At 67.7% G+C, this 11,824-nt stretch carries 10 protein-coding genes; 8 read left to right on the top strand and 2 right to left on the bottom strand.

Features of this window, described 5'->3' with window-relative positions; translation table 11 throughout:
* Positions 1-5: 5 nt before the first annotated feature.
* Positions 6-1,055, bottom strand: a complete 1,050-nt coding sequence (locus OTERR_RS15440; RefSeq protein ID WP_054621829.1) for a 2Fe-2S iron-sulfur cluster-binding protein — start codon at positions 1,053-1,055, stop codon at positions 6-8.
* Between the two features lie 103 nt (positions 1,056-1,158).
* Positions 1,159-2,187, bottom strand: a complete 1,029-nt coding sequence (locus OTERR_RS15445) for a diiron oxygenase (RefSeq protein WP_054621828.1) — start codon at positions 2,185-2,187, stop codon at positions 1,159-1,161.
* Positions 2,188-2,594: 407 nt separating this feature from the next.
* Between OTERR_RS15445 and paaN the strand changes: the two genes are divergently transcribed.
* From paaN to OTERR_RS15485, 8 genes are all read left to right on the top strand, one after another.
* Positions 2,595-4,256 carry a phenylacetic acid degradation protein PaaN gene (gene paaN / locus OTERR_RS15450; protein ID WP_149426313.1) on the top strand — a complete coding sequence of 554 codons (1,662 nt, stop codon included), beginning with the start codon at positions 2,595-2,597 and terminating at the stop codon, positions 4,254-4,256.
* A 10-nt stretch (positions 4,257-4,266) separates the two neighbouring features.
* A complete protein-coding gene (gene paaG, locus OTERR_RS15455) occupies positions 4,267-5,058 on the top strand; it encodes a 2-(1,2-epoxy-1,2-dihydrophenyl)acetyl-CoA isomerase PaaG (RefSeq protein WP_149426314.1) in 792 nt (263 codons plus the stop codon).
* The gene (gene paaH, locus OTERR_RS15460; RefSeq protein ID WP_223115963.1) at positions 5,058-6,599 is read left to right on the top strand and encodes a 3-hydroxyacyl-CoA dehydrogenase PaaH; all 1,542 of its coding nucleotides are present in this window, start codon (positions 5,058-5,060) and stop codon (positions 6,597-6,599) included. The genes paaG and paaH overlap by 1 nt, the downstream gene beginning before the upstream one ends.
* The gene (gene paaI / locus OTERR_RS15465) at positions 6,599-7,093 is read left to right on the top strand and encodes a hydroxyphenylacetyl-CoA thioesterase PaaI (RefSeq protein ID WP_054621824.1); all 495 of its coding nucleotides are present in this window, start codon (positions 6,599-6,601) and stop codon (positions 7,091-7,093) included. Before paaH ends, paaI begins: the two co-directional genes overlap by 1 nt.
* Positions 7,094-7,131: 38 nt before the next feature.
* On the top strand, positions 7,132-8,457 hold the full coding sequence (gene paaK / locus OTERR_RS15470; RefSeq protein WP_054621823.1) for a phenylacetate--CoA ligase PaaK: 1,326 nt from the start codon (positions 7,132-7,134) through the stop codon (positions 8,455-8,457).
* A 3-nt stretch (positions 8,458-8,460) separates the two neighbouring features.
* A complete protein-coding gene (pcaF, locus tag OTERR_RS15475) occupies positions 8,461-9,678 on the top strand; it encodes a 3-oxoadipyl-CoA thiolase (protein ID WP_149426316.1) in 1,218 nt (405 codons plus the stop codon).
* Positions 9,679-9,746: 68 nt separating this feature from the next.
* The gene (locus tag OTERR_RS15480; protein WP_149426317.1) at positions 9,747-10,895 is read left to right on the top strand and encodes an ABC transporter substrate-binding protein; all 1,149 of its coding nucleotides are present in this window, start codon (positions 9,747-9,749) and stop codon (positions 10,893-10,895) included.
* 63 nt (positions 10,896-10,958) lie between these two features.
* A complete protein-coding gene (locus OTERR_RS15485) occupies positions 10,959-11,771 on the top strand; it encodes an enoyl-CoA hydratase/isomerase family protein (RefSeq protein ID WP_149426318.1) in 813 nt (270 codons plus the stop codon).
* Positions 11,772-11,824: the final 53 nt, after the last annotated feature.

Consider the following 11,824-nt stretch of genomic DNA (forward strand, 5'->3'; position numbering starts at 1 on the left):
AAAAATCAGGCCGACAGGAGTTGACCGTCGTCGCCGGCTTCGAGCTGCTGCTGGGAGAAGAAGCCTTCGGTATGCAGCATTTCGTCGCGCACCCCCAGGGCCTTGGCCGCAGCAACGCAGGCGTCGGTGAATTCCGGGCTGCCGGCAACGAACACGGTGTGCTTGGACAGGTCCGGGTAGAGCTTGGGCAGCAGCGCATCGAGGCGACCGTGCAGGAAGCCCTCGGCCTCTTCCCGGGTCAGGGTCACCTTGTAGTCGAAGTTGCGGTGCTTGGTGCGCCACCAGGCCATCATGCCCTGGCTGTAGACGTCGTCCCGGGTGCGTGCCGAGAAGAGCAGGTTCACCGGCTTGCGGTAGCCGCGGCGCAGGGCCGCCTCGGCCAGGGCGAGGATCGGCGCCAGGCCGGTGCCCGCGGCCAGGCACAGCACCGGCGCGTCCACCGAGGGGTCGCCGATGAAGGTGCCGTAAGGGCCGGAAATCTTGATGTTGTCGCCCACCTTCAGATCGTCGTGGATCCAGGCACTGGTCAGGCCGCCGTCGGCGCGGGCCACCTGCAGCACCAACTCGCCGTCGGGGCGGGGAGCGTTGGAAATCGAATAGGCGCGGGCCGGGATATTGGCGCCGGGGTTGCCGACGGTGACGTACTGGCCGGGCCAGTAGCGCAGCGGCGGGCCCACCGGGCGCAGACGCAACTCCATCACCCGGTTGGCGATGGCGCGCTTGTCGGTGACCACGAACAGGGCGTTTTCTTTGGGCGGGAAGAGCTTGGGCCGGGCATCTTCGGTACCCCACTCGATCACCAGCTCATCGGAGATCGGCTTGGCCATGCACATCAGGCCGTAGCCCTGGCGGCGCTCGTCGGCGGACAAGGCCATGTCGAGGACCACGCCCTGGTCGAACTGGCCGGACAGGACCTTGACCTTGCACTCGCCGCACGCACCGGCGCGGCAGTTGTTGGGCAAGGCATAACCCGCATTTTCCAGGGCCATCAGGACGGTGTCGCCGGAGCGGCAATCGACCGCGCGGCCGGAAGGTTGCATGACGATACGGGCCATGGAACGTCTCTCCTCGTTTCTTTTATCGGTTTCTCTGGGGGGTGAAAGGGCCGGCCACCCGGCCGGCCCTTTCGGTACAACGTGCTGCCATCAGGGCGGCGGATCAGAACACCGGGATGATGTCGTCCATCTCGACGTCGCTGATTTCCTTACCGGTGATGCCCACTTCCGGGATCGCCGGGAAGTCGATGCCGTAGCGGTCGAGCACACCCTTCAGGTTGAGCATGGCGTTGCGCCAGTTTTCCAGCTTCATCTCGTAGGTGGGGATGCCAAAGCCGGCCATGCGCGCCACTTCCTCGGCTTCGCGCTGGGTGGCGATGAAGTCGGAGGGCAGGTCCCAGAACTCCATCGGCGGCTCGAACAGCACGGCGGAGAGGAACAGGTAGCCGGCGCGGATCTGCTTGGTCACCACGTCCTTGTTGGCCTGGTTGAGCTTGGGATAGTCGCGCTCCATGACCGCCATGCAGATGGCCATGTGGCGGCCTTCGTCCCGGCCGATGTTGCGGAAACCTTCCTTGAAGACCGCTTCCCGGGAGTTGTCGTACATCTGCTTAAAGATGGTGGCGGCAGCGATCTCGCCCATCAGGAAGGAGCTGAACAGCACGGCCAGGTCGTACTTGGGCACGGCCTGCTTGTAGCCGGTCCAGTAGCGGCCGCCGTTGAAGTACAGCCACTTGGCGTTCTTCTGCAGGCGACGGCCCAGGTCGGTTTTGGGCTCGTAGGTGATGGGGTCGGGGTGGCCGAGCAGCTTGGTGATGGCCAGGCCGCACATGATTTCGTGGTTCTGCTCGTCGCGGGTCACGGAGAAGAAGCACTTGCGCACCGGATCTTCTTCATGGACCTCGTAGGTCTTGATCAGGGCTTCGGCGAAGACCGGGGGGGCGGAGGCGTCGAACACCGACAGCAGGGTCCACCAGTAAGCGATCGCTTCGCGCTCTTCCCAGGTGTAGCTGTCCACGTCCAGGGTGTCCCAGGGCAGCTTTTCGGGGTCCCAGTTCTCGCGCAGGGCGGCTTCCCAGACTTCCTGCAGCTTCTTGGTGTGGGAATGCCAGGACAGCGGATAGACGTTCGGCTGGGGAGTCTCCGGCGGGAGCTCCATCGAATCGGAAAAACGTTCCTTCAGGTTTGCCATATCTCCTCCAATTGTGTGGGTTCCAAGTGCCCGGCCAGGCGTTTTCACCCGTACCGTCCAATTCATCATGTTACCTATAGAAACGATTGTCAACGTTTTTTGTATCGTATTTTTTCCCCAGCCTGACCCAATCGGTTTCTGGGTCGGCGTTTTCTGGCCGGCGCCAATACCCTGAAAATTCACTGAAATAGCGGCGCAAAGCACCGTTGCGGCGTTATTCCGCTGGGGCCGGACAGGGTCTTGCATCACCCGCAGCAAGTGCGGAACCAGACATCGATATGATACAAAGCATTGACACTACAGAACTCGTTTTGTAATGTGTAATTCACGCCCTCCCCCATCGGGGTCCGGGGCACGGATCGATAACCAGGCCCTCGCGCCCACCCAACCGAGACACGGAGACAACGATGGTTCACCCCCTGTTCGAAAAACATCAGGCCACCCTGGACGGCGCCGTCGCCGCCATCCATAGCCGCGGCTACTGGTCGGCCTACGCCGAAATGCCCAGCCCCAAGGTCTATGGCGAAACCGCCATGGACGACGGCAAGCGCGCCTTCGACGCCCACCTGGGCAAGCGTTTCGAACTGGACCAGCCCGGGGTGACCGGCTGGGGCGGCGACGAAGCCTCTCCCTACGGCCTGCCGCTGCGCGTCTCCTACCCCCAATGCGATCCCCAGGCCCTGATCGACGCCGGCCTGACGGCCATGGTCGGCTGGCAGAAGATCGGCGCCGCCGGCCGTACCGGGGTCTGCCTGGAAATCCTCGACCGCCTCAACAAGCAGAGCTTCGAACTGGCCCACGCGGTGATGATGACCACCGGCCAGGGCTGGATGATGGCCTTCCAGGCCGGCGCCCCCCACGCCCAGGACCGGGGTCTGGAGGCGGTGGCCTACGCCTGGCGCGAGCAGAGCTTCGTTCCCGGCGAGGCCCGCTGGGAAAAGCCCCAGGGCAAGAACCCGCCCCTGGTGATGCAGAAGCACTTCGAGATCGTCGGCCGGGGCGTGGCCCTGGTGATCGGCTGTGGCACCTTCCCCACCTGGAACACCTACCCGGGCCTGTTCGCCGCCCTGGCCACCGGCAACCCGGTGATCGTCAAGCCGCACAGCAACGCCATCCTGCCGGCGGCCATCACCGTGCGCACCATCCGCGCCGTGCTGGCGGAAAACGGCATCGACCCCAACCTGGTGACCCTGGCGGTGATTCCCCAGCGCGCCGCCACCCAGCAACTGGCCGCCCACCCGGCGGTGAAGTCGATCGACTTCACTGGCAGCAACGTCTTTGGCCAGTGGCTGATCGACAACTGCCGTCAGGCACAGGTCTATGCCGAGCTGGCCGGGGTGAACAACATCGTGGTCGATTCCACCGACGCCTACCGGGCCATGCTGAAGAACCTGGCGTTCACCCTGTCCCTCTACTCGGGCCAGATGTGCACCACCTCCCAGGCCCTGTTCGTCCCCGCCGGCGGCATCGACACCGATGAGGGCCACAAGAGCTTCGACGAGGTGTGCGCCGATCTGGCCGCCGCCGTCGACGCCTTCCTGGCCAAGCCGGAAGTGGCCACCGCCGTACTCGGCGCGATCCAGTCCACCGACACCCTGAATCGCCTCGCCGCCGCCCCGGCCTTGGGCAAGGTGGTGCTCGCATCGAAGAAGATCGCCCACCCCGAGTTCCCCCTGGCCGAAGTGCGCACCCCGCTGCTGCTGGCCTGCGACGCCACGGACGAAGCCGCCTATATGGAAGAGCGCTTCGGCCCGATCAGCTTCATCGTCAAGGTCGCCGACACCGCCGCCGGCATCGCCCTGTCGGAGCGGGTGGTGAGCCAGCACGGCGCCCTCACCGTGGGCCTCTACTCGACCCGCTCCGCAGTGATCGACGCCATGACTGAAGCCACCTGGCGCAGCAAGGTGGCCCTGTCGATCAACCTCACTGGCGCCGTCTTCGTGAACCAGTCGGCGGCCTTCTCCGACTACCACGGCACCGGCGGCAACCCGGCGGCCAACGCCTCCTACGCCGACTCGGCCTTCGTCGCCAACCGCTTCCGCGTCGTGCAACGGCGCTACCACGTGTAAGGAGGGGGCCATGAGCTTCGAAACCATCGCCTTCACCGTCGAGGCCGGCATCGCCCGCCTCACCCTAAACCGGCCCGACCGGCTCAACAGCTTCACCGACCGGATGCATGAGGAAGTACGTGAAGCCCTGACCCGGGTCGAGACCGACCCGGCGATCCGCGTCCTGGTGCTCACCGGGGCCGGCCGGGGCTTCTGCGCCGGCCAGGACCTGAACGACCGCTCGGTGTCCGCCGGCGACGCCGCCCCGGACCTGGGCGCCTCGGTGGAAAAGAACTACAAGCCCCTGGTGCTGCGCCTGCAGAACCTGCGCGTGCCCACCGTCTGCGCCGTCAACGGCGTGGCCGCCGGGGCCGGCGCCAGCCTGGCCCTGGCCTGCGACGTGGTGGTGGCGGGCCGCTCGGCCAGCTTCCTCCAGGCCTTCTCCAAGATCGGCCTGATTCCGGACACCGGCGGCACCTGGTTCCTGCCCCAGCGCGTCGGCATGGCCCGGGCCATGGGCCTGGCCCTGCTGGCGGAAAAGCTGCCGGCGGGAAAGGCCGCCGAGTGGGGCCTGATCTGGCAGTGCGTCGATGACGCCGAGTTGGCCGCTACGGTAGACGCCCTGGCCACCCAGTTCGCCACTGCCCCGACCCGAGCCCTGGTGCGCACCCGCCAGCTGATGCGCGCCTCCATGAGCCAGGACCTGGCCGCCCAGCTCGATGCCGAGCGCGACGCCATGCGCGAGCTGGGCCAGTCGCCGGACTACCGGGAAGGCGTGGCCGCCTTCATGGAAAAGCGCGTGCCGCGCTTTACGGGGCAATGATGAGCGCCGCCCCCGCTGCTGCCCCCCTGCCCGCCTCCGCCCCGGTGGCGGTGGTCGGCGCCGGCGCCATGGGCGCCGGCATCGCCCAGGTGGCGGCCCTGGCCGGCCATCCGGTGCGCCTGCTCGACAACCGTCCCGGCGCCGCCGCCAAGGCGGTGGACGAGCTGCGCGCCACCCTGGCCAAACTCGCCGCCAAGGGCAAGCTCGACGCCGCCCAGGCCGATGCCGCCGCATCGCGCCTCACCGCCGTCGCGTCCCTCGATGCCCTGGCCGACGCCGCCCTGGTGGTGGAAGCCATCGTCGAGAACCTGGAAGCCAAGCGCGCCCTGTTCCGCGACCTGGAAGCCCGGGTCGGCGAGCATTGCCTGTTCGGCACCAACACCTCGTCGATCTCGGTCACCGCCATCGCCGCCGGCCTGGCCCGGCCGGAGCGCCTGGCCGGGCTGCACTTCTTCAACCCGGCGCCGCTGATGGCCCTGGTGGAGATCGTCAGCGGCCTGGCCACCGACCCGGCCGTGGCCGCCACCCTGTTCGCCACCGCCGCCGCCTGGGGCAAGACCCCGGTCCACGCCCGCTCCACCCCCGGCTTCATCGTCAACCGGGTGGCCCGCCCCTACTACGCCGAGGCCCTGCGCCTAGTGAGCGAGGGCGCCGCCGACACCGCCACCCTAGACGCCCTGTACCGGGAGGCCGGCGGTTTCCGCATGGGGCCCTTCGAACTGATGGATCTGATCGGCCACGACGTGAACTTCGCCGTCACCTCGTCGGTGTGGAAGGCCTACTACCACGACCCGCGCTTCACCCCCTCCCTGGTCCAGGAAGAACTGGTCAACGCCGGCTACCTGGGACGCAAGAGCGGGCGCGGCTTCTACGCCTACGGCGAAGGCGCAACCCCAGCGGCACCGGCCAGCGCCGCTCCGGCCCCCTGCCCGGCCACGATCACCCTGTTCGGCGCCAGCTCGGCGGCCAACGCCCTGGCCCAGCGCCTGGGCGCCGCCGGGGTGGCCCACGGCCGCAGTCCGGCCGCCGACGACGGCCGCCTGGCCGAGGCCGACGGGGCGGTGCTGTACGTCACCGACGGGCGTACCGCTACCCGTCGGGCGGCGGAAAGTGGCGTGGCGGCGACCGTGCTGATCGATCTGGCCCTGGACTACGCCAGCGCCCCGCGCCTGGCCCTGGCCGGCGCTCTGCAATGCCCCGAGGCAGCGCGCACGGCGGCGATCGGCCTGCTCCAGGCCGCCGGATTCGCGGTGGCGGAACTGGCCGACGTGCCGGGCCTGGCGCTGATGCGCACCGTGGCCATGCTCGCCAACGAAGCTGCCGACGCGGTAAACCAGGGCGTCTGCTCCCCGGATGCGGTGGATGCGGCGATGCGCCTGGGCACAAACTACCCCTGCGGCCCCCTGGCCTGGGCCGAACGCATCGGCCCAGCCGCCGTGGTGGCCGTGCTGGGCCACCTGGCCGCCACCTACGGCGAGGACCGCTACCGGATTTCGCCCTTCCTGCAACAACGAGTTCACGCCGGAAAGGATTTGCACTGATGAGCCACTCCCACGCTCCCCACGACCCCCAGGCAGCCCAGCAGCTGGCCGAGGCGGTCGCCGACGCCATGTGGTCCCGGGACCAGGCCACCCGCATGCTCGGCATGCGCTTGGTCAGCGTTGGCCCGGGCCGGGCCACCCTGGCCATGACGGTGCGCCCGGACATGACCAACGGCCACGCCATGTGCCACGGCGGGCTGATTTTCACCCTGGCCGACAGCGCCTTCGCCTATGCGTGCAATAGTTACAACCTGAACACGGTGGCCTCGGCCTGCCACATCGACTTCCTCGCCCCGGCCAAGGTCGGCGACGTACTGGAAGCCGAGGCGGTGGAGCGCTCCGCGTCGGGCCGCACCGGGGTCTACGACATCACCGTGCGCAACCCGCACGGCAAGACCGTCGCCCTGTTCCGGGGCAAGTCGTACCGCATCAGCGGCGAGGTGATCGCCGGTCTGGCGGGCGCCGCCGAGACCACCACGAGCCGCCAGTCCTAAGAGCGGCATCACACTACTAAAACACTGGAGACAAACCCATGCCTGTGAAGCAGCCTCAACCCGGCGACCTGGAGCCGATCGAAAAAGCCAGCCGCGACGAGATCGCCGCCGTGCAACTCGAACGGCTCAAGGCCACCCTGCGCAACGCCTACGAGAACGTCCCCCACTACCGCAAGAAGTTCGACGAGGCAGGGGTCCATCCCGAGGATCTGCAGACCCTGGCCGACCTGGCCAAGTTTCCCTTCACCACCAAGCACGACCTGCGCGACAACTACCCCTTCGGCATGTTCGCCGTGCCGCGGGAAAAGATCGCCCGGGTGCACGCTTCGTCCGGCACCACCGGCAAACCGACGGTGGTGGGCTACACCCTGAAGGACATCGACACCTGGGCCAACCTGGTGGCGCGCTCGATCCGCGCCGCCGGCGGCCGCCCCGGCGACATGGTGCACGTGGCCTACGGCTACGGCCTGTTCACCGGCGGCCTGGGCGCCCACTACGGCGCCGAGCGGGCCGGCTGCACCGTGGTGCCCATGTCCGGTGGCCAGACCGAAAAGCAGATCCAGCTCATCCAGGACTTCAAGCCGGACATCATCATGGTCACCCCGTCCTACGCCCTGGTGATTGCCGAGGAGTTCATCAAGCAGGGCCTGGACCCGGCCGCCTGTTCCCTCAAGGTCGGCATCTTCGGCGCCGAGCCCTGGGGCGAGGGGATGCGCGCCGAGATCGAGCGCAAGCTCGGCATCGACGCCATGGACATCTACGGCCTGTCCGAAGTGATGGGCCCCGGCGTGGCCAGCGAGTGCATCGAATCCAAGGACGGCCCGGTGATCTGGGAAGACCATTTCTATCCCGAGATCATCGATCCCTCCACCGGCGAGGTGCTGCCCGACGGTAGCGAGGGCGAGCTGGTGTTCACCTCCCTGTCCAAGGAGGCGATGCCGATCATCCGCTACCGCACCCGGGACCTGACCCGCCTGCTGGCCCCCACCTCGCGCAGCTTCCGGCGCATGGGCAAAATCACCGGCCGCTCCGACGACATGCTGATCATCCGCGGCGTGAACGTCTTCCCCACCCAGATCGAGGAGCAGATCCTGCGCGAACCGCGCCTTTCCGGGAACTACCAGCTGGTGGTGACCCGCTCCGGCCTGCTCGACGAGCTGGAGGTGCGCTGCGAGCTGCAACTGCCCCAGTCCGGCATCCTCTCTCCCGGCGAGATCCAGGGCATCGCCAAGACCCTGCAGCACCAGATCAAGACCCTCATCGGCGTGTCCTCCAAGGTCACGGTGCTGGAGTTCGGCCAGATCCCGCGTACTCAGGTGGGCAAGGCCAAGCGCGTCATCGACGAACGCCAGCAGCGGGGATAAGTCATGAATCATTCTGCAAGCCAGGCCTACATCTGCGACGCCATTCGCACCCCCATCGGCCGCTACGGCGGCGCCCTTTCCGGCGTACGCGCCGACGACCTGGGCGCCCTGCCGATGAAAGCGCTGATGGAGCGCAACCCCAGGGTGGACTGGGCAGCGGTGGACGACGTGATCTACGGCTGCGCCAACCAGGCCGGCGAAGACAACCGCAACGTGGCGCGCATGTCCGCGCTGCTGGCCGGCCTGCCGGTGGAGGTGCCGGGCACCACGGTCAACCGCCTGTGCGGCTCGGGCATGGACGCGGTCGGCCTGGCCGCCCGCTCGATCAAGGCCGGCGAAGCCGGGCTGATGATCGCCGGCGGGGTGGAAAGCATGTCCCGCGCGCCCTTCGTCATGGGCAAGGCCGACAGCGCCTTCTCCCGCCAGGCGGCGATCTACGACACCACCATCGGCTGGCGCTTCGTTAACCCGCAGATGAAGAAGCTCTTCGAAACCCACTCCATGCCGCAGACCGCGGACAACGTGGCCGAGGAATTCAATATCTCCCGGGCCGATCAGGACGCCTTCGCCCTGCGCTCCCAGCAACGCTGGGCCGCCGCCCACGCTGCCGGCCGCTTTGCCGACGAGATCGTGCCGGTGGTGCTGCCCCAGAAGAAGGGCGATCCCAAGGTGGTGGATACGGACGAGCATCCCCGTCCCGACACCACCCTGGAGAGCCTGACCAAGCTGAAGGGGGTCAACGGCCCGGAACTGAGCGTCACCGCCGGCAATGCCTCCGGGGTGAACGACGGGGCCTGCGCCCTGCTGATCGCCTCGGCGGCCGCCGCGGACCGCTACGGTCTTACCCCCCGGGCCCGGGTGGTGGGCATGGCCACCGCCGGTGTCGCACCGCGCATCATGGGTTTCGGCCCGGCCCCGGCAGTGCGCAAGGTGCTCGCCCAGACCGGCCTGACCCTGGAGCAGATGGACGTGATCGAGCTCAACGAAGCGTTTGCCGCCCAGGCCCTGGCGGTGCTGCGCGACCTGGGCCTGCGCGACGATGCCGCCCACGTGAACCCCAACGGCGGCGCCATCGCCCTGGGCCACCCCCTGGGCATGAGCGGCGCGCGCCTGGTCACCACCGCCCTGTACGAGCTGCAGCGGCGCGGCGGACGCTACGCCCTGTGCACCATGTGCATCGGTGTCGGCCAGGGAATAGCCCTGATCATCGAACGGGTATAGCCAAAACTATTTTTTTATATAGAATCACTTCTACAATACGTAACGCCACTTGAGTGGAGGAGACACCCATGAAGAAGTCCTGGAAAACCCTGCTGGCTGGTAGCGCGCTCTTGCTGGGCGCCGTATCCGGCGCCTTTGCCGCCGATCCGATCAAGGTCGGCTCGGTGCTATCGGTCACCGGCCCCGCTGCCTTCCTCGGCGACCCGGAGCTGAAGACCCTGCAGATGTACGTGGATGACATCAACAAGCAGGGGGGCGTCCTCGGCCGTCCCCTGCAACTGGTGCACTACGACGACGGCAGCGACGCCAACAAGGCCAACAGCTTCGCCAAGCGCCTGATCGACGACGACAAGGTGGACGTCATCGTCGGCGGCACCACCACCGGCGCCACCATGTCGATGGCCCCCCTGGTCGAGCGCGCCGGTGTGCCCTTCATCTCCCTGGCCGGCGCGGTGGTGATCGTCGAACCGGTCAAGAAGTGGGTGTTCAAGACCCCCCATACCGACCGCATGGCCGCCGAGAAGGTTTTCGAGGACATGAAGAAGCGCGGCCTGACCAAGGTGGCCCTGCTCGCTGAGACCAGCGGCTTCGGCCAGTCGGGCAAGAAGGAAACCGAGGCGGTGGCCGGCAAGTACGGCATCACCCTGGTGGCCAACGAGACCTACGGCCCCAAGGACACCGACGTCAGTCCGCAGCTGACCAAGATCAAGAACGCGCCAGGGGTTCAGGCGGTGTTCGTGTTCGGCCTCGGCCAGGGTCCGGCGATCGTCACCAAGAACTACAAGCAGCTGGGCATCACCCTGCCCCTCTACCAGTCCCACGGGGTCGCCTCGGAAGAGTTCATCAAGCTCGCCGGTCCCGCCGCCGAGGGCGTGCGCCTGCCTGCTGCCGCTCTGCTGGTGGCCGACAAGCTGCCTGCCAACGACCCGCAGAAACCGGTGGTGGTGGCTTACACCAAGGCCTTCAACGAGAAGTGGAAGACCGACGTGTCCACCTTCGGCGGCCACGCCTACGACGGCCTGATGCTGGCGGTGGATGCCATCAAGCGCGCCGGCAGTACCGACAAGGCCAAGGTCCGCGACGCCATCGAAGCCACCAAGGGCTACATCGGCACCGGCGGCAAGGTGAACATGTCGCCCACCGACCACATGGGCCTCGACCTGTCTGCCTTCCGCCTGCTGGAAATCAAGAACGGCGACTGGACCCTGGTGCAGTAAGCCGTACCCACTCTCCCCTTGGGCCGCCTTCGGGCGGCCTTTCTTTTGCCCGAGAACGCAACCATGACCGCCTTTTCCATCTACACAACGCTCCGCATCACCCGGGAGGGCCCGGTGGGCACTCTCACCCTCGATCGCCCCGAACGGCACAACGCCTTCGACGACGTCCTCGTGCGCGAACTCGCTGCCGCCCTGGGCGAACTGGACGCCCACCCCCAGGTCCGGGTGGTGGTGCTCGCCTCCACCGGCAAGAGCTTTTGCGCCGGCGCCGACCTGAACTGGATGAAGCGGGCCGCCGCCTATACCAGCGACGAAAACCTGGCTGACTCGCGCCGCCTGGCGGCCATGCTGCATACCCTGCACAGCCTGAGCAAGCCGACCATCGCCCGGGTCCAGGGCGCGGCCTACGGCGGCGGCGTCGGCCTGATCGCCGCCTGCGACATGGCGGTGGCGGTGGCCGGCCAGCCCCTGGCCCTGACCGAGGTCAAGCTGGGCATCCTGCCGGCGGTGATCAGCCCCTACGTGATCGCCAGCCTGGGGGAGCGCCAGGCCCGCCGCTACATGCTCACCGCCGAGCGCTTCGATACCACCACCGCCCATCGCCTCGGCCTGGTGCACGAACTGGTGGACGACGAGGCCGCCCTCGACGCCCGGGTCCAGGCCCTGGTGAGCGCCCTAGTCGCCAACAGCCCCCAGGCGGTACGGGCCTGCAAGGATCTGATCGGTGCGGTCGCCGGCCAACCGATCGGCCCGGCCGTGATGGAAGACACCGCCCAGCGCATCACCCGCATCCGCGCCAGCGCCGAGGGCAAGGAAGGCATCGGCGCCTTCCTGGAAAAACGCCCAGCGGCCTGGACCCTGGGGACCACCGGCTGAGCGACCGGCCATGAAAAAGGCCCGCCGGGTGCACGCCTGGCGGGCCTTGGTAG

It is taken from the genome of Oryzomicrobium terrae, assembly GCF_008274805.1.
Classification (GTDB): Bacteria; Pseudomonadota; Gammaproteobacteria; order Burkholderiales; family Rhodocyclaceae; genus Oryzomicrobium; species Oryzomicrobium terrae.